The organism is Aminobacter sp. BE322 (genome assembly GCF_050433525.1).
GTDB lineage: Bacteria > Pseudomonadota > Alphaproteobacteria > Rhizobiales > Rhizobiaceae > Aminobacter.
Genome location: NZ_JBNPXB010000011.1, coordinates 105177 through 121904 on the forward strand (window position 1 = coordinate 105177; position 16728 = coordinate 121904).

General features: G+C 65.1%; 18 protein-coding genes. 6 read left to right on the forward strand and 12 right to left on the reverse strand.

Going from position 1 to position 16728, the window contains the following annotated elements; all coding sequences use genetic code 11:
* Positions 1-26: 26 nt before the first annotated feature.
* The 6 genes from dnaJ to J2X50_RS16495 all read left to right on the forward strand — a co-directional run bounded on the left by dnaJ (position 27) and on the right by J2X50_RS16495 (position 5517).
* Positions 27-1169: a molecular chaperone DnaJ gene (gene dnaJ / locus J2X50_RS16470; RefSeq protein ID WP_340038504.1), complete on the forward strand. Its 1143-nt coding sequence runs from the start codon at positions 27-29 to the stop codon at positions 1167-1169.
* 99 nt (positions 1170-1268) lie between these two features.
* Entirely contained in the window at positions 1269-1874 is a 606-nt protein-coding gene (gene pmtA, locus J2X50_RS16475) for a phospholipid N-methyltransferase PmtA (protein ID WP_429096609.1), read from the forward strand.
* A 132-nt stretch (positions 1875-2006) separates the two neighbouring features.
* Positions 2007-2705, forward strand: coding sequence for an orotidine-5'-phosphate decarboxylase (pyrF, locus tag J2X50_RS16480; protein ID WP_429096611.1), 699 nt, complete (start codon positions 2007-2009; stop codon positions 2703-2705).
* Between the two features lie 64 nt (positions 2706-2769).
* Positions 2770-3057 carry a DUF1330 domain-containing protein gene (locus J2X50_RS16485; RefSeq protein ID WP_429096613.1) on the forward strand — a complete coding sequence of 96 codons (288 nt, stop codon included), beginning with the start codon at positions 2770-2772 and terminating at the stop codon, positions 3055-3057.
* Positions 3058-3330: 273 nt separating this feature from the next.
* Positions 3331-4608 carry a polyhydroxyalkanoate depolymerase gene (locus J2X50_RS16490; RefSeq protein WP_429096615.1) on the forward strand — a complete coding sequence of 426 codons (1278 nt, stop codon included), beginning with the start codon at positions 3331-3333 and terminating at the stop codon, positions 4606-4608.
* A gap of 282 nt (positions 4609-4890) precedes the next feature.
* Positions 4891-5517, forward strand: a complete 627-nt coding sequence (locus J2X50_RS16495) for a transglutaminase-like cysteine peptidase (protein ID WP_429096616.1) — start codon at positions 4891-4893, stop codon at positions 5515-5517.
* A 218-nt stretch (positions 5518-5735) separates the two neighbouring features.
* Here the strand turns inward: J2X50_RS16495 and J2X50_RS16500 are convergent, their stop codons facing one another.
* The 12 genes from J2X50_RS16500 to J2X50_RS16555 all read right to left on the reverse strand — a co-directional run bounded on the left by J2X50_RS16500 (position 5736) and on the right by J2X50_RS16555 (position 16705).
* Positions 5736-7274: a YifB family Mg chelatase-like AAA ATPase gene (locus J2X50_RS16500; protein WP_429096618.1), complete on the reverse strand. Its 1539-nt coding sequence runs from the start codon at positions 7272-7274 to the stop codon at positions 5736-5738.
* Positions 7275-7620: 346 nt separating this feature from the next.
* Entirely contained in the window at positions 7621-8607 is a 987-nt protein-coding gene (locus tag J2X50_RS16505) for a Gfo/Idh/MocA family protein (protein ID WP_429096620.1), read from the reverse strand.
* Positions 8608-8710: 103 nt separating this feature from the next.
* The gene (locus J2X50_RS16510; protein WP_429096621.1) at positions 8711-9289 is read right to left on the reverse strand and encodes a YceI family protein; all 579 of its coding nucleotides are present in this window, start codon (positions 9287-9289) and stop codon (positions 8711-8713) included.
* 69 nt (positions 9290-9358) lie between these two features.
* Positions 9359-9937 (reverse strand): cytochrome b, encoded by a 579-nt coding sequence (locus tag J2X50_RS16515; protein ID WP_429096623.1) that lies wholly within the window; start codon positions 9935-9937, stop codon positions 9359-9361.
* 93 nt (positions 9938-10030) lie between these two features.
* A complete protein-coding gene (locus tag J2X50_RS16520) occupies positions 10031-10219 on the reverse strand; it encodes a hypothetical protein (RefSeq protein WP_429096625.1) in 189 nt (62 codons plus the stop codon).
* Positions 10220-10551: 332 nt separating this feature from the next.
* Positions 10552-11151 (reverse strand): nucleotidyltransferase family protein, encoded by a 600-nt coding sequence (locus tag J2X50_RS16525; protein WP_429096627.1) that lies wholly within the window; start codon positions 11149-11151, stop codon positions 10552-10554.
* Between the two features lie 18 nt (positions 11152-11169).
* The gene (gene pheT / locus J2X50_RS16530) at positions 11170-13575 is read right to left on the reverse strand and encodes a phenylalanine--tRNA ligase subunit beta (protein WP_429096629.1); all 2406 of its coding nucleotides are present in this window, start codon (positions 13573-13575) and stop codon (positions 11170-11172) included.
* Positions 13572-14003 (reverse strand): ASCH domain-containing protein, encoded by a 432-nt coding sequence (locus J2X50_RS16535; RefSeq protein ID WP_429096630.1) that lies wholly within the window; start codon positions 14001-14003, stop codon positions 13572-13574. The genes pheT and J2X50_RS16535 overlap by 4 nt, the downstream gene beginning before the upstream one ends.
* A complete protein-coding gene (gene pheS, locus J2X50_RS16540) occupies positions 14000-15052 on the reverse strand; it encodes a phenylalanine--tRNA ligase subunit alpha (RefSeq protein ID WP_429096677.1) in 1053 nt (350 codons plus the stop codon). Before pheS ends, J2X50_RS16535 begins: the two co-directional genes overlap by 4 nt.
* Before the next feature lie 174 nt (positions 15053-15226).
* Entirely contained in the window at positions 15227-15628 is a 402-nt protein-coding gene (rplT, locus tag J2X50_RS16545; protein WP_067955711.1) for a 50S ribosomal protein L20, read from the reverse strand.
* 36 nt (positions 15629-15664) lie between these two features.
* On the reverse strand, positions 15665-15868 hold the full coding sequence (gene rpmI / locus J2X50_RS16550; protein WP_429096632.1) for a 50S ribosomal protein L35: 204 nt from the start codon (positions 15866-15868) through the stop codon (positions 15665-15667).
* A 210-nt stretch (positions 15869-16078) separates the two neighbouring features.
* Positions 16079-16705: a methyltransferase family protein gene (locus tag J2X50_RS16555; protein WP_429096633.1), complete on the reverse strand. Its 627-nt coding sequence runs from the start codon at positions 16703-16705 to the stop codon at positions 16079-16081.
* Between the last annotated feature and the right edge of the window lie 23 nt (positions 16706-16728).

A 16728-nucleotide genomic window follows, 5' to 3' on the forward strand; every position in this document is an offset into this window, starting at 1 on the left:
ATTGAGCGTCCGGGCAGCGGGAAGATATGAAAGCTGATTTCTACGAAACGCTGGGCGTTCAGAAGGGCGCCGACGACAAGGAGCTGAAGTCGGCCTTCCGCAAGCTCGCCATGCAGTTCCATCCCGACCGCAATCCGGGCGACGATGCCTGCGAGCACAGGTTCAAGGAAATCAACGAGGCCTACGAAACGCTGAAGGATCCGCAGAAGCGTGCGGCCTATGATCGTTTCGGCCACGCCGCCTTCGAGAATGGCGGCATGGGCGCCAACGGCTTCGGTGGCGGCGGTTTCGGCGCCGGCGGCTTCGCCGACATCTTCGAGGACATTTTCGGCGACATGATGGGCGGCGGCGGCCGTCGCCGCTCGTCCAACGGCCGCGAGCGCGGTGCCGACCTGCGCTACAACATGGAAATCACGCTCGAGGAGGCCTTTGCCGGCAAGACCGCGCAGATCCGCGTGCCGACCTCCGCCTCCTGCACCGAGTGCAACGGCTCCGGCGCCAAGCCCGGCACCCAGCCGGTGACCTGCTCGATGTGCCAGGGCCACGGCAAGGTACGGGCGAGCCAGGGCTTCTTCTCGATCGAGCGCACCTGCCCGCAGTGCCAAGGCCGCGGCCAGACGATCAAGGACCCTTGCGGCAAGTGCGCCGGCCAGGGCCGCACGGTCGAGGAGCGCTCGCTCTCGGTCAACATCCCCGCCGGCATCGAGGACGGGACGCGCATCCGCCTCGCCAATGAAGGCGAGGCCGGCCTGCGCGGCGGGCCGCACGGCGATCTCTATATCTTCCTGTCGGTCAAGCCACACGAGTTCTTCCAGCGCGACGGCGCCGACCTCTACTGCAAGGTGCCGATCTCGATGACCACGGCCGCACTCGGCGGCTCCTTCGAGGTGGCGACGCTCGACGGCACCCAGACCCGCGTCAAGGTTCCGGAAGGCACGCAGAACGGCCGCCAGTTCCGCCTCAAGGGCAAGGGCATGCCGGTGCTGCGCCAGCCGCAGATCGGCGACCTGTACATCCAGACCGCCGTCGAGACGCCGCAGAACCTGACGCGCCGCCAGCGCGAGCTGCTGGAGGAATTCGAGAAGCTGTCCTCGACCGAGAACTCGCCGCAATCGAGCGGGTTCTTCTCGCGGATGAAGGATTTCTTCGAGTCCTTCGGGGATAAGTGAAGCTTACCGCTGCCGTAACGTAAATTGAGCTGGCTTTGGGCTTGCCATGATCCGAGTTGCTGGTATTTCTCCGGCAGCAGGGGTGAGGAGATCGAAGCGATGCTACGCGGTTCCGGAATACGCAAAACCCTTGCGGCCAAGTTCGACGACGAGCTGAAGTTCTTCAAGGGCTGGATCGACAAGCCCAAGGCCGTCGGCTCGATCGTGCCGACCAGCTCGATCACCGCCCGCCGCATGGCTTCGGTGGTGGACGTGCGATCCGGCCTGCCCGTGCTCGAGCTCGGGCCGGGCACCGGCGTCATCACCAAGGCGATCCTGGCCCGCGGCGTGCAACCGGAAAACCTCTATGCGGTTGAATATTCGGCCGATTTCGTCCGCCACCTCAATCGCCTCTATCCCGGCGTCAACGTCATCCAGGGCGACGCCTTCAATCTCGACGACACGCTGGGCGCGCTGAAGGACCAGAAGTTCGATTCAGTCGTTTCCGGTGTTCCGCTGCTCAACTTCCCGGTCAAGCAGCGGGTCAAGTACGTCAACGACCTGCTCGACCGCATTCCCGCCGGCCGGCCGATCGTGCAGATCACCTATGGCCCGAAGTCGCCGGTGCCGCCCGGCCAGGGCGACTATGTCATCGAACATCTCGACTTCGTCTTCCGCAACATCCCGCCGGCGCAGCTGTGGGTCTATCGCCGCCGCAAGCACTGAACCGCGCCTTGATTTGACCGGGCATTGCCTGTACCCGACACCTCGGAGCGGCCCTGGATGGGGTACGCCCAGGGCGCGGCTTTGCCGTATATCGATGGAAAGGGCGATGCCGATGTCGACGCGGGTGGCAGCATGACCGTTGAAACGATGCGCGACCGTCTCATCGTCGGTCTCGACGTGCCCACGGTCAGGGAAGCCGAACAGGTGGTGCGCGATCTCGATGGCACCGCAAGCTTCTACAAGATCGGCTATCAGCTCGCCTTTGCCGGCGGGCTCGACTTCGCCCGCGAGCTGGCGAGCGGCGGCAAGAAGGTCTTCCTCGACATGAAGCTGCTGGACATCGACAACACGGTGGCCAAGGGCGTCGAGAACATCGCCAAGATGGGCATGACGATGCTGACCCTGCATGCCTATCCCAAGGCGATGCGGGCTGCTGTGGAAGCCGCCAGGGGCAGCGACCTGTGCCTGCTCGCCGTCACCGTGCTGACGTCGATGGACGAACAGGACATGATCGACGCCGGTTATGAATACGACCCGCACACGCTGGTGCTCCGCCGGGCGGAGCAGGCCCTCCGGGCCGGCATGGGCGGCATCGTCTGCTCGGCAAGCGAGGCCTCGGCCGTGCGCCGCATCGTCGGGCCGAACATGGCGGTCGTAACCCCGGGCATCCGCCCCGCCGGCGCCGACCACGGCGACCAGAAGCGTGTCGTCACGCCCGCCGATGCCATCCGCAACGGTTCGAGCCACCTCGTCGTCGCCCGGCCGATCGTCGGCGCGGTTGACAGGCGGGCCGCGGCCCGGGCTATCCTGGAGGAGATGGCGGCTGCATAGGCCGTCGCGCGTCCTTCGAGGCTCGTGTTTCAGGCACCCCGGGGACAGCAACGGGGAGGAAATGATGACCAAGGCATACTGGATCGCGCGCGTCGACGTTCGCGACCCCGAGGGCTACAAGGGCTATGTCGCGGCAGCCAAACCGGCCTTCGAGCGCTTCGGCGCCAAGTTCATCGCCCGGGGCGGCGCCCATGAGGCGGTCGAGGGGCCGGGCCGGGCGCGCAACGTCATCATCGAGTTCGCCTCGATGGAAGACGCCCGCAACTGCTACTTCTCGCCCGAGTACCAGCACGCTAGGTCGATCCGCCAGCAATTCGCCGACGGCGAGATCATGCTGGTAGAAGGTGTGTGATCCCAACACCATCAGGCTCTCGCCCTGAGGGCCGGGTCGGGACCCGCCATCCGGCGACCGCGCTTGCGCGTTCCATGGGCACTGCACAAAGTCGAGGCATCCGCATGCTAAGCCGGCAGCGTGCATTGGAACGTATTTTCAACGGTTTGGATCGAGGATGGACCCGTTTATCGGAGCATGAGATATTGCATCGCAGCAGATGTTTGTTAACCTCGCTGCACTGCATGACGGGCCCTATGCCGGCTCGCCGCCCCGATGACCGGATGGGACAGCATGTTTTACCAGCTCTATGAATCGACGCATGCAGCCCTGCAGCCGGCGCGTGCCTATGCCGATGCGGTGCGGCTTTTCTACTCGAACCCGCTCAACCCGTTCTCGCACATGCCGCTCGGCCGTTCGGTGGCGGCGATGGCCGAATTGTTCGAGCGCACGACGAGACGCTACGGCAAGCCGCAATTCGACCTCGACAAGACGGTTGTCGACTGGAAGCCGGCTGCCGTGACCGAGCGCATCGTCTGGTCGCGGCCCTTCTGCAATCTGATCCATTTCGAGCGCGCCCTGCCCGCGGGACGCCGCCCCGACCCCAAGCTCCTGATCGTGGCGCCGATGTCCGGGCACTATGCGACGCTTCTGCGCGGCACTGTGGAGGCGATGCTGCCACACGCCGACGTTTACATCACCGACTGGACCGATGCCCGGATGGTGCCGGTGAGCGAAGGCAAGTTCGACCTCGACGACTACATCGACTACGTAATCGACATGTTCCACACGCTCGGGCCGGACACGCATGTGATGGGCGTTTGCCAGCCCTCCGTGCCGGTCCTGGCCGCGGTGGCAGTCATGGAGGCGCGCGGCGACCGCTTTGCGCCTGCGACCATGACGCTGATGGGCGGGCCGATCGACACGCGCCGCAACCCCACCGCGGTGAACCAGCTGGCCGAGAAGAAGGACATCGACTGGTTCCGCGACAATGTCATCATGCAGGTGCCGTGGCCGGCGCCTGGTTTCTCCCGCGACGTCTATCCGGGCTTCCTGCAGCTTTCGGGGTTCATGACCATGAACCTCGACCGCCACATCATCGCCCACAAGGACTTCTTCATGCACCTGGTGAAGAACGACGGCGACAACGCCGAGAAGCACCGGGACTTCTACGACGAATATCTGGCGGTGATGGACCTGACCGCCGAATTCTACCTGCAGACGGTGGAGACCGTGTTCATGCGTCACGCGCTTCCCAAGGGCGAGATGAGCCATCGAGGGCAGCCGGTCGACCTTGCGGCGATCCGCAACGTCGCACTGTTCACGGTCGAAGGCGAAAACGACGACATCTCTGGCCTGGGCCAGACGCAGGCCGCGCACGACCTCTGCGTCAACATTCCCGGCGAGATGAAGGCGCATTACATGCAGCCGGCGGTGGGCCACTACGGCGTCTTCAACGGCTCGCGCTTCCGCGCCGAGATCGTGCCGCGCATCGTCGACTTCATGGCGAGCTACGGTGCGGCCGCGCGCAAGAACGCCAAGCCGAGGCTGGTTCGCCAAGCCAAGGCCTGAGCCAACCACGAGCATTTCCGCTATTCTTCGAATAGCGGACGTGCTCCTTTGGTTTGACGCAACTCCGGGCGGAAAACCGCTTCGCACCTTTCCTGGAATTGCTCTGAGTTTTCCACAGCGAAACCCGGCGCCCATTCGCCGGGTTTCGGCGTTTCTGTTGCACAATAGTCGCGCCACGGTCGCCCCGGTAACCATGTCCGTAAACAGTTTCCGGCTCCGATTGACTCCCGACGCTCCTCGACCTTAACGTTTTGTTAACGATACGAAGGGGCGAGCGGGGCAATGATTTCCGCAGCAGGCGTGCGGTACGCGGTGGTGCGTGCCGGAGTTTTGGTAGGCTTGGCGGCAGCGGCGCTGCTGTCGGTCGGCGAGGCCAATGCGGCCCAGCCGATGGTGACGGGGGGACTTACCTCCCAGCCCATCGGCCACTACGATTTCTGCCGCATCAACCCGGCCGAATGCTCGATCAAGGAGCGTGACCCCGGCCCCGAGCAGATGAACGGCGACCTGTGGCGCAAGCTCGTCGCCGTCAACGTGGCGGTCAACGCCGCGATCAAGCCGATGAACGATATCGACATCTATGGCAGCGACGAGTTCTGGACCTATCCCGTCAACGGCCAGGGCGACTGCGAGGACTATGTGCTCGAGAAGCGCCGCACGCTCAGCCAGGAAGGCGTATCGCTGTCCAACCTGTTGATCACGGTCGTGCGCAAGCCGGACGGCGAAGGGCACGCGGTGCTGACCGTGCGGACCACCAAGGGCGACTTCGTGCTCGACAACCTGACCGACCTGGTGCGCCAGTGGGACGAGACGGGATACCGCTTCCTCAAGCGGCAGTCGACCGAGAACACGGGTCGGTGGGTATCCATCCGCGAAGGCCAGGCAACCTTGGTCGGTTCGGTCAAGTAGGCTCGGCAACTTCCTTTCTGCGTGCGAAGGCCACCGCGGCCGGAATACCCAAGCTGCGACGGCCTGCGCTGGCAGGCGCGGCGGCCGCGTCCGGACCGCCAGGTCTCGCGTATTTTTCTGGATTCAACCGTCGGCTCCGAGACCTCGCCGGAGCGTGGCCCGATCACCGCTACGGGGGGCAAGCCCTTCGCCACGGGCTGACTGCGACCGGGCGCAAGTCACGCCGCCTGTGCCATCCGCTCCGAAGCGATGCGGTATGAGATCGCCTCGGCCAAGTGGATGCGGCCCACGCTGTCGCTGCCGTCGAGATCGGCAAGCGTACGCGCGACCTTGAGCACCCGGTGATAGGCGCGGGCCGAGAAGCCGAGCTTCTCGCTCGCATCCTTGAGCAGCGCGAGCCCGCCGGCATCGGGCGCGGCGATGTCCTCGATCAGGCCGGCAGAGCACTGGGCGTTGGTGGTGGCGCTCGTGGCGCCCAGCCTTTCCAGGCGCTCCCGCTGCACGGCGCGGGCGCGGGCGCGGGCGACGCGCACCGCCACCTCGGCGCTCGCCTCCGACCTTGCGCCACGGATGAGGTCGGTGGCGGACACCGCCGGCACCTCGATGCGCAGATCGATGCGGTCGAGCAGCGGGCCGGAGATGCGCGCCTGGTAATCGGCCTGGCAGCGCGCGCCGCGCAGGCAGCGATAGCCCGGCTCGCCCGCCATGCCGCAGCGGCACGGATTCATGGCGGCGACGAGCTGGATGCGGGCGGGGTAGGTGACGCGGTGATTGACGCGTGCGATCATGCATTCGCCGGTTTCGAGCGGCTGGCGCAGCGAATCGAGCACCTGCGGCGAGAACTCGGGAAACTCGTCCAGGAACAGCACGCCATGATGGGCGAGCGAAACCTCGCCCGGGCGCGCCCGCAACCCGCCGCCGACCATCGCGGCCATCGAGGCCGAGTGGTGCGGCGCCCGGAAAGGCCGGCGGTCGGTCAGCCGCCCCTCGGCCAGTTCACCCGCCACCGAAGCGATCATCGACACTTCCAGCAGTTCCCTGGGCGACAGCGGCGGCAGGATCGACGGAAGGCGCGCCGCCAGCATCGACTTGCCGGCGCCCGGAGGGCCAACCATCAAGAGATTGTGCCCACCGGCTGCCGCCACCTCGAGCGCGCGCCTGGCGGTCTCCTGGCCCTTGATATCCGCTAGATCAGGCAACCCGGCCGACGGCGCGCGGATGCCCGGCTCGGGTCGCGACAGCACCTGCGTGCCGCGAAAATGATTGGCCAGGGCAATCAGGCTGCGCGGCGCGAGAATGTCGATGTCGGTCCCTGCCCACGCGGCCTCCGGCCCGCATGCCGATGGGCAGATCAGGCCCTTGCCCTCGGAATTTGCGCCGATCGCAGCCGGCAGCGCGCCGGCCACCGGCGCAATGGTGCCATCGAGGGAAAGTTCGCCCAGCACGATGTAGGCGGCGAGCGCGTCGCCCGGCACCGCCCCCAGCGCAGCCATCAGGCCGAGGGCGATGGGCAGGTCATAGTGGCTGCCCTCCTTGGGCAGGTCCGCTGGCGCGAGATTGACCGTCACCTTCTTGGGCGGCATCGACAGCCCCGACGCGTGCAGTGCCGCCTGCACGCGTTCCCGGCTCTCCGCCACGGCCTTGTCGGGAAGGCCGACGATCTGCATGCCGGCCTTGCCCGGCGCGACCATCACCTGCACATCGACCGGAACCGCCTCGATACCCTGGAACGCGACCGTGCGAACGCGCGAAACCATGCTCCCCCTCCCGTCCGACGGATGGACGCGGCCTGCCCCCCGGCACACAGCCCTATCCCTCATTCAGATAAGCACAAAAAATCCTGCTCGACAAGAACATTTATAGAACGTATACCTATACTAACCCGAAATGCTCAAGGTGCGACTTGTGCTCCCTAGCCGAGTTTCACCTGCACTCGTTTTCGACATGAGCTCCGACATGACAACTTTCGAGTCACCAGTATCAATGGTGACGGAATCGTGCGCCGGTCCAAGATAGTCTTGGCCGCAGGGGGAAACGTGCAAGGAATGCGCAGCCGACCGCCGACCCAGCCGGCCCGTGGCCCAGCGTGCCGCGGAAGCGCTGCTACACGTTCTCCCAGCCGTCGTGCTCGCCGGCGCGGAAGATGGCGTCGATGACCTTCTGGTTGAGCACCGACTCTTCCAGCGAGAAGACCCTGTCCTTGCCGCCCTGCGCCGCGCGGACGAAGGCCTCGACTTCGAGCCGATACTGTTGCGTGCCTGGGAAGCGGAGCACGGTGGCCTCGGTGTGGCCGGCATTGTGCAGTTCGACGCGATGATGCTCGTAGAGCCCGGCATTGAAGGGCGAGCGCACCTCGATGAACCCCTTGTCGCCATGAAAGACCATCAGCTGGCGGTTGGCGAGCTGGGTCGACAGGTAGAAGGACAGCTCGAACTCGCCGAAATCGGCGCGCACGCTCGAATAGATGTCGGTGCCGAACTTTTCGTCGCGCTCGATGCTGGCCTGAACGCGCAGGGGCTCCCTGCCGGTCGAGAACCGCGTCGTCACGGTCGGGTAGACGCCGATGTCGGGTAGGGCGCCGCCGCCGAGATCGAGCTTGTTGCGCATGTTGTTGGGGTCAACGTTGAAATAGGAGAACGCGCCCTGGACGTGGCGCAGCCTGCCGATGGCGCCGGCCGCGATCAGGTCGCGCACCTTGTGCCACTGCGGGTGGTAGGTGACCATGAAAGCTTCGGAGACGACCACCTTGTTGCGGTCGCGGATGGCGAGCAGCGGCGCGATGTCGTCGGCCTTGAGCGCGAGCGGCTTTTCGACCAGCACATGCTTGCCGGCCTCGGCCGCCTTGGCCGCCCATTCGAGATGCTGCGAGGTGGGCAGGGGGATGTAGACGCCGTCGACCGCATCCGAGGCGAGCAGTTCCTCATAGGAACCGAAGGCATGGCGAGCACCGAAACGATCGGCGAGCGCCCTGGCCTTGCCGAGATCGCGGCTGGCGACCGCCGCGACCACGCCGTTGTCGGAATCGGCGATCGCCGGCAGGACATGGTCGCGTCCGATCTTGGCGGTGGATAGTACGCCCCAACGAAACATCTGGCCTCCGCGACTGGCTGGTCATGCGATCGGCCATGGCGGCCGCCGCCCGATGTTGGCCGATGCGAGTGCCAAATTCCAGTGGAGATTCGGCCCGGGCCAATCAGCTGCGGCGGCCGGTGAACTCCATGTCGAAGGCGACGATGTTCGAATAGATCGGCGTGCCGACATCCATCTGGTAGCGCGAGCGCAGCACGTTGCCGCTGACATGGAATTGAATCTGGCGACCGTTGAGGCTCTGCAGCTCGGCCTGGAATTTCTCGGTGAAGGTGCGTCCCCTGGCGGTGAGGCGGCCAATGATCATCGCGGTGTTCTCGCTGGTGCGCGTCACGCTGGTCGAACGGAAGACGATCTCCTGCTCGTTTGTCGTGTCGAAGACCGCATCCGACTTGAGGAAGGCATCGACGCGGCCCTCGCCGGTGCCGACGCTGTCGGGGAAGATGGTCAGGTCCACGCGCGACCGCCCGATGTCACCACCGTCGATACGGATGGTGCCCTCGAAGCGGCCGAAGGCGCCATTCAAACCGCCGCCGCCGACCTTGCCGATGGCAAAACGGATGCTCGATCCATTCTTGGAGATGGCGTAGCGCCCGGCGGCGTCGGAAAGCGCCACCGCCCAGGCGCTTCCGGCGACGCTGGCAACGGCGAGGAATGCTGCAAGCCCCAAGCGTTTCGTGATCATGCCTCGGCACTCCTTGTCGGCACGGCCAACATCCAGCCGCGCAGGCAGTGAACGAATCTCGTGCCGCCGCTATTCCGGAGCGTGGTTCCGGCGACCGAGGGAAGGCGAGATCATCCTCGCCATGACCGGGTCGCGCAACCAGAAATGATGCCGCAAGGCCGCCAGGAAATGCAGTGCCACCAGGGCCATGCCGAGATAGGCGAGCCAGCGATGGCCGAAGATCCAGAAGGTCTCGGCCTGCTCGGAAACGCCGAGCGGCAAGTGCGGCATGACGAACAGGTTGAACGGCATCGAGGGGATTTCGAGCACCGAGACCGACACCAGCACCCAGCCTGACAGCGGCACGACGAGTTGCACGGCGTAAAGCGCAAGGTGGACGGCAGGCGCTGCCTTGCGTTCCATCGCCCCGACCTCGGCCGGCAGCTCCGGCCTGGCATTGCCGAGACGCCAGCCGATGCGGATCAGCACCAGCCCGAGCAGCAGGAAGCCGAAGGACTTGTGCAGCTGGATCAGCTCGAAGGAGGTGCGCTGGCTGGCGATGCGGACCATCACCAGCCCGAGCGCGAACTGGCCGAGGAACAGGATCGCGATCAGCCAGTGAAGGATGATCGCGGCCCAGCCGTAGCGAGCGTTGGTGTTGCGCAGCATGCTGGCTTAAACGAGCGGCGCCCAGGAATGTTTCCCACAAAGCAAAAGGCCGGGCGCGCTAAACCCGGCCTCGTATTGCAGCTATCTCAAGGCTCACGCGTACTGGATGAGCTTCCACGTCACGGCCTTGCCCTTGTACGGAGGGAAGGTGTTTCCCTTTGCGATCGGGGCCGTGGTCGAATCGTAGAGGTCATCGACCTTCCACACCCCACTTTCGGGGCAGGTTTCACCAGTACGCTTCTTGGTGCCAAGCGGCACCCTGCTTGATGCATATATATTCACAGCTTTTTCCTTTGCTGTGGAGAAATATGCCGAGGGTTGACGCGGCGAATCAGCCGTGATTCACTAATCACGTCTTCACGACACCGGCCCAGCGCCCTCAACGGCTAATGCTGGGTCCGACTAAAAGGTCGGCCGCAGACTGCAATCTGTGGTCGACCGACTCTCTTAGTCAGCTCAACTAATTGAACATAACTCCCTTACGGAAGGCAAGCTGAGTCTTCGGGACCGATGGACTTATTTTGCGCCTACGTGCGGCGAGCTACACAATATGTTGTGGATTTCGCACGCTGCCCATTGATTAGGCGCGAATCATAAATTCACCTCCATTGCTACTACCAGTCGACGACTGAAACCTCGGGCCACATCTGCCTTGCCCGCCGGCCCTTGGCCTCATGTGTGGCGCCGTTGTCGTTACGGTGGTTGGGCGCGAGCCGGAAGGAGAAGATGTCGTCGAGGCCGAAGGGCGCCCAGACCTCGGGCGCGCCGTCGACGAGGGCGAGGCCGACGGCGTGGGTGCGCGAGGCGAAATGCTCGAGCGACTCGGCGCTGGAGGCGAGCGGCGCGCGCGGCGAACCGAAATGGTCCTCGAACCAGAGATGGACGCGGGCCTGGTTGCGGATCTCGACCGGCAGCGGCAGATGCGCGAAGGCGTCGTTGCCTTGGCGGATGACCACGTCCTCGGCCTCCCAGGAAAGGTCCAAGCCGTCGAAATAGAAGAGGTCGATGTCGCGTATGCCGTGACCGGCCGGGCGGCCGGTCAGGTGGTTCCAGACGCTGTTGTAGAGCGCGCCCGAAACCAGCATCCACTGCGGCAGGTCGAGCGTCTCGGCCGCCGCGAGCGCGGGGCGGACGATCGGGTCGGCGAGAAGAATGTCGAGCAGGACCCGCCGCTGGTCTTCAAACGGCAGGCCACTATAGCGAAGATGCTCCATGCTCCTCCCCGAGCGCGGTCAGCTCCGGAGCGCACCGCCGGTCTGCTTCTTGACGTTCTCGATGATCTTGGCCGCGAGCGCCTCGAAATCCTGGTCGGTCAGCGTCTTTTCGACCGGCTGGATGGTGACCTCGATGGCGACCGACTTCTTGCCCTCGCCGAGCGAAGCGCCCTCGAAGATGTCGAAGACGGAAACGCCGGTGATCAGCTTCTTGTCGGCGCCGATCGCCGCACGGGTCAGCGTGCCGGCCTCGACCGCCTTGTCGACGACGAAGGCGAAGTCGCGCCTGACCGCCTGGAACGGCGACAGCTCCAGCCTCGGCTTGGTCTTGGTCGGCTTGGCCTTGGGCTCGGGGATAGCGTCGACATAGACCTCGAAGCCGCAGAGCGGGCCCGACACGTCGAGGCCTTCGAGCGTCTTGGGATGGAACTCGCCGAAGGTGCCGAGCACGACCTTGGGGCCGAGCTTGATCACGCCCGAGCGGCCCGGGTGGTACCAAGCGGGAGCGCCGGTCTCGATCTGCAGCCGGTCGACCGGCGCGCCGCAGGCTTCTAGCGCGGCGATTGCATCGGCCTTGGCGTCGAACACGCCGACATTGCCTGAATTGCCCGACCAGTTGCGGCCCGAGCCCTCGAGCTTGGCGGTGCCGCGACGGACACCGGCGGCGACGCGACGCTGGCCTTCGGCCGTGTCGTTCTCATAGGTGCCGGAGACCTCGAACAGGGCGACGTCGCCCAGGCCACGGTCGGCGTTGCGCTGGGCAGCGGCCATCAGGCCCGGCAGCAGCGACGGGCGCATGTCCGACATGTCGGATGCGATCGGGTTCGACAGCTTGAGGTTCGGTTGCCCGCCGCCGAACAGCTCGGCATGCTTGGCCGGGATGAACGACCAGGTGACGGCCTCCATCATGCCGCGTACGGCGAGCGCGCGACGCGCCGAACGGGTACGGATCTGCAGTGTGGTCAGGATCTTGCCGTTGACGGCGTCATGCGCGCCGAGCGGCTGCGGCGCGATGTTGTCGACGCCGTGGATGCGCATGACTTCCTCGACCAGGTCGGCCTTGCCGTCGACATCGGGACGCCAGGACGGCACGGAGACGTCGACGACATCGCCGTTGCCCGAAATGCCGAAGCCGAGGCGGGTGAGGATATCCAGGCTCTCGGCCTTCGCGACCTCGATGCCGGTCAGGCGCTTGACCTCTGACAGCGGGAAGGAGACGACCTTGGCCGCGTGGCCGGCATAGCCGACGACATCGGTCCTGGTCGGCTGACCACCGCAGAGGTCCATCACCAGTCTAGTCGCCAGCTCGACGCCCGGAACCATGAATTCGGGGTCGACGCCGCGCTCGAAGCGGTAGCGCGCATCGGTGATGATGCCGAGCGTACGGCCAGTTCGGGCGACGTTGAGCGGGGCCCACAGCGCCGACTCGATCAGCACGTCCGTCGTGTTCTCGTCGCATCCCGAATGCTCGCCGCCCATGACGCCGGCGATGGATTCGACGCCGTTGTCGTCGGCGATGACGCACATCTCCGGCGTCAGCACATATTCGCGCCCGTCGAGCGCCAGCACCTTGTCGCCCTCGCGGCCACGACGGACCACCAGATTGCCGGCGACCTTCCTGGCGTCGAAGACGTGCAGCGGGCGGCCGCGGTCGAAGGTGACGTAGTTGGTGATGTCGACCAGCGCGTTGATGGGGCGCAGGCCGATGGCCAGCAGGCGCTGCTGCATCCACTTGGGCGAGGGGCCGTTCTTGACGCCGCGCACGAGGCGCAGCGCGAAGCCCGGGCAGAGCTCCGGCGCCTCGATCGAAACCTTGACCGGGCAATCGCCTTCACCGGCAACGGCCGCGACCGCGCCGCCCTTGAGCGTGCCGAGGCCGGAGGCCGCGAGATCGCGGGCGATGCCATGGACGCTGGTGGCGTCGGGGCGGTTCGGCGTCAGGTTGATCTCGATGACCGGGTCGTCGAGATGGGCATAGGCGGCGAAGGACGTGCCGACGGGCGCATCGGCCGGCAGGTCGATGATGCCGTTGTGCTCGTCCGACAGCTGCAGCTCGCGCTCGGAGCACATCATGCCGTGGCTTTCGACGCCACGGATCTTGCCGACCGACAGCGTGACGTCGATGCCGGGCACGTAGGCGCCCGGCGCGGCAAAGGCGCCGATCAGGCCGGCACGCGCATTGGGCGCGCCGCAGACGACCTGGATGGGCGTGCCCGCGCCGGTGTCGACAGTCAGCACCTGCAGCTTGTCGGCGTCGGGGTGACGGCTTGCCGTCAGTACCTTGGCGATGACGAAGGGCTTGAGTGCTGCCTTGTCGTCGACCGACTCGACTTCGAGGCCGATCGAGGTCAGCCGCTCGACGATCTCATCGAGCGAGGCGTCGGTGTCGAGATGGTCCTTGAGCCAGGAAAGCGTGAATTTCATGGGTTCACTCGTTTCGTGTCGTTGCGGTCGAGCACTTCCACCAGGCGGAACCGCTCACAAACCAAAATCATGTCAGGCGAAAAGCCGCCATTGCGGGCGAAATAGGCCTCGTGGGCCTCACGCCAGTATTCGTAGGACAGGTCGCCCTCGCCTTCCGCGGCAGCAAACTCGGCATCGACCTCGTCGAAGCGACGCTGGATCGCCTCGACGGTTTCGATGACGGCGGCGCGGCGCCCCTGGCCGTCGAGCACGACATCCCTGCGACCGACCTCCGGCACCGGCTCGGCGCTGCCATAGTCGCGCAAGGCACCGCAAGTCGCGGTCTTCTTACCCGACAGCACCAGCGCCAGAAGCTCGTCCGCGAGCTCCGGGCTGTCGCCGAAGGCGAAGGTCACCGCACCGGCATATCGGTCGGCAGCCTGGGTCATGCGCTCAGGCCACCGAACAACGTCGGCATGTCGAGCGGGCGGAAGCCGTAGTGCTGCAGCCAGCGGACATCGGCATCGAAGAAGGCGCGCAGGTCGGGCATGCCGTATTTCAGCATGGCGATGCGGTCGATGCCCATGCCCCAGGCGAAGCCCTGGTATTCGTCCGGATCGAGGCCGCCATGGCGCAGCACGTTGGGGTGAACCATGCCGCAGCCGAGGATCTCCATCCAGTCGTTGCCTTCGCCGAAGCGCACTTCGCCGGGCCGCGAGCGGTCGCACTGGATGTCGACCTCGAGGCTCGGTTCGGTGAACGGGAAGAAGGACGGACGGAAGCGCATCTTGACCGAGGGCACCTCGAAGAACGCCTTGCAGAACTCCTCCAGCACCCACTTCATGTTGGCGATGTTGGCGGTCTTGTCGATCACCAGGCCCTCGACCTGATGGAACATCGGCGAGTGCGTGGCGTCCGAATCCTGGCGGTAGGTCTTGCCCGGGATGACGATGCGGATCGGCGGCTTCTCAGTCTCCATGGTGCGGATCTGCACCGGCGAGGTGTGGGTGCGCAGAAGCTTGCGCTCGCCGCTCTCGTCGGGCGGGAAGAAGAAGGTGTCGTGCATCTCGCGCGCGGGGTGGCCTTCGGGGAAGTTCAGCGCGGTGAAATTGTAGTGGTCGGTCTCGATGTCCGGCCCTTCGGCGATCGAGAAGCCGAGGTCGCCGAAGATCGCGGCGATCTCGTCGATCACCTGGCTGATCGGGTGGATGCGGCCGCGCTCGGCTGGCGACTGGCGCACCGGCAGGGTGACGTCGACCGTCTCGGCAGCGAGACGGGCGGTGATCGCCACATCGCGCAATTCGCCCTTGCGGGCGGCAAGCGCGTCGGTGACGCGGTTCTTGAGCCCGTTGATCTCGGGCCCGAATATCTGCCGCTGCTCTTGCGACATCCCGCCGAGCGACTTCAACAATTCGGAAACCGAGCCCTTCTTGCCTAGCGCCGAGACGCGCACAGCTTCGATAGCCTGCTCATCCGGTGCGCTGGCGATCTGGTCCATCAGATCACCTTCGAGTGCGTCGATGCTCCGGTCGTTCAAGGTGATGTTCATTTCTGCCACCAGTTCAAAGATAAGTCAGCGTCGACTTATGTCGGACCACAAAAGAAAAACCCGCGCCAGCCGTGCCAGCGCGGGTTTCCCAAATCAAGTCAGTGATGCTTGGGAAGGCGCTGGTTAAGCAACAGCGCTTTCAAAAGCATTCGGGGTGGTGTTCTTGAGATACTCAAGAGCAACCTTGGCCTTGGCGACGAGAGCGGCGAAAGCCTGCGGCTCGTGGATGGCCATGTCGGAGAGGATCTTGCGATCGATCTCGATGTTCGCCTTGTTCAGGCCGTCGATGAAGCGGCCGTAGGTCAGGCCATGCTCGCGAACGGCAGCGTTGATGCGCTGGACCCACAGGGCGCGGAAGTTGCGCTTGCGGTTCTTGCGGTCGCGATAGGCGTACTGCTTCGACTTCTCCACCGCCTGCTTGGCAATGCGGATGGTGTTCTTGCGGCGGCCGTAGAAACCCTTGGCCTGCTCGAGAACCTTCTTGTGCTTGGCGTGGGCGGTTACGCCCCTCTTTACACGTGCCATGTCATGATCTCCTTAAAACGCTGTCCAGGCCGGGGCTCAGAGGCCGTTCGGCAGAAAATTCTTGATGACCTTCTTGGCATCCGGTTCAGCCAGAACCATCGTGCCGCGGGCATCGCGAATGAACTTGTTGGTGCGCTTGATCATGCCATGGCGCTTGCCGGCGGCAGCCGCCAGGACCTTGCCGGTACCGGTCACCTTGAACCGCTTCTTGGCAGCCGATTTGGTCTTCATCTTGGGCATTTTGCTACTCCGTTCTTCGGGAATCCCGCAGCGCCCTGAAGCGCCTCGAAATCCCTTCATGTTGTTGTTTTCAGGCCGACCAAAGCCCGAAAAGCAAATGAAACCGCCACGGCATGCCCTGCCGGGCGGTTCTGGGACGCGGCTATATACGCGGAAGTTCGGCGCAGCGCAACACCCCGAACGGGCCGCAAGCGCAATGAACCCGCGGCCTCAGGGGAGGCGGAACAACACCGGCAGCGCGCCGATGATCTGGGCATGGTCGATCAGCTCGAACACCGGCAGCGCCACCAGGAAGACGAGTCCGTCCAGCAGCGTGTTGAGCAGGAGCTTCGGCCGGAAGCTGCCCGTGTCGCCCTCCTGGTAGAGCGACAGCTTCGGCCAGAAGCGGGGCACGCGGGCGAGGTAGCGCTGGTATTCGGCGCCGAATTCGGAGGCGAGATAACGTTCCTCACGCCGGATGACGACGTGGAAGGCGCCCGCGCACAGCACAGCAAAGCCGATGGTGGCGACGATGGACCCCATCTGGGCGCCGACGCCGGCCGCCGCCAGCGTCGAGAATACGTAGAGCGGATTGCGGGTCATCGAATAGGGGCCGCCGGTCACCACTTCGTCCGACTTGCGACCGCCGATGTAGAGCGTGCACCAGAGACGGCCGACGACACCCAGGAAGATCATCAGGATGCCCAGCATCTCCACGACCTCGTGGACTGTGGTGTCGGGCGGGAAGGAGGACTGGCCGAACAGCAATGCCGCGAACATCGCGACGACCATCACCGCAAGCACGAGCCTGCGCATGCGCTGGTAATGCCCCAGCCCGTTCCTGTTCCGTGAATTCATGCCAACCCAAACGCGAGCGGCCC

Excerpts from the sequence above, each read along its gene's own strand:
- dnaJ (WP_340038504.1), top strand. The coding sequence starts at position 27 with ATGAAAGCTGATTTCTACGAAACGCTGGGCGTTCAGAAGGGCGCCGAC.
- pmtA (WP_429096609.1), top strand. The coding sequence starts at position 1,269 with ATGCTACGCGGTTCCGGAATACGCAAAACCCTTGCGGCCAAGTTCGAC.
- pyrF (WP_429096611.1), top strand. The coding sequence starts at position 2,007 with ATGACCGTTGAAACGATGCGCGACCGTCTCATCGTCGGTCTCGACGTG.
- J2X50_RS16485 (WP_429096613.1), top strand. The coding sequence starts at position 2,770 with ATGACCAAGGCATACTGGATCGCGCGCGTCGACGTTCGCGACCCCGAG.
- J2X50_RS16490 (WP_429096615.1), top strand. The coding sequence starts at position 3,331 with ATGTTTTACCAGCTCTATGAATCGACGCATGCAGCCCTGCAGCCGGCG.
- J2X50_RS16495 (WP_429096616.1), top strand. The coding sequence starts at position 4,891 with ATGATTTCCGCAGCAGGCGTGCGGTACGCGGTGGTGCGTGCCGGAGTT.
- J2X50_RS16500 (WP_429096618.1), bottom strand. The coding sequence starts at position 7,274 with ATGGTTTCGCGCGTTCGCACGGTCGCGTTCCAGGGTATCGAGGCGGTT.
- J2X50_RS16505 (WP_429096620.1), bottom strand. The coding sequence starts at position 8,607 with ATGTTTCGTTGGGGCGTACTATCCACCGCCAAGATCGGACGCGACCAT.
- J2X50_RS16510 (WP_429096621.1), bottom strand. The coding sequence starts at position 9,289 with ATGATCACGAAACGCTTGGGGCTTGCAGCATTCCTCGCCGTTGCCAGC.
- J2X50_RS16515 (WP_429096623.1), bottom strand. The coding sequence starts at position 9,937 with ATGCTGCGCAACACCAACGCTCGCTACGGCTGGGCCGCGATCATCCTT.
- J2X50_RS16525 (WP_429096627.1), bottom strand. The coding sequence starts at position 11,151 with ATGGAGCATCTTCGCTATAGTGGCCTGCCGTTTGAAGACCAGCGGCGG.
- pheT (WP_429096629.1), bottom strand. The coding sequence starts at position 13,575 with ATGAAATTCACGCTTTCCTGGCTCAAGGACCATCTCGACACCGACGCC.
- J2X50_RS16535 (WP_429096630.1), bottom strand. The coding sequence starts at position 14,003 with ATGACCCAGGCTGCCGACCGATATGCCGGTGCGGTGACCTTCGCCTTC.
- pheS (WP_429096677.1), bottom strand. The coding sequence starts at position 15,052 with ATGGACCAGATCGCCAGCGCACCGGATGAGCAGGCTATCGAAGCTGTG.
- rplT (WP_067955711.1), bottom strand. The coding sequence starts at position 15,628 with ATGGCACGTGTAAAGAGGGGCGTAACCGCCCACGCCAAGCACAAGAAG.
- rpmI (WP_429096632.1), bottom strand. The coding sequence starts at position 15,868 with ATGCCCAAGATGAAGACCAAATCGGCTGCCAAGAAGCGGTTCAAGGTG.
- J2X50_RS16555 (WP_429096633.1), bottom strand. The coding sequence starts at position 16,705 with ATGAATTCACGGAACAGGAACGGGCTGGGGCATTACCAGCGCATGCGC.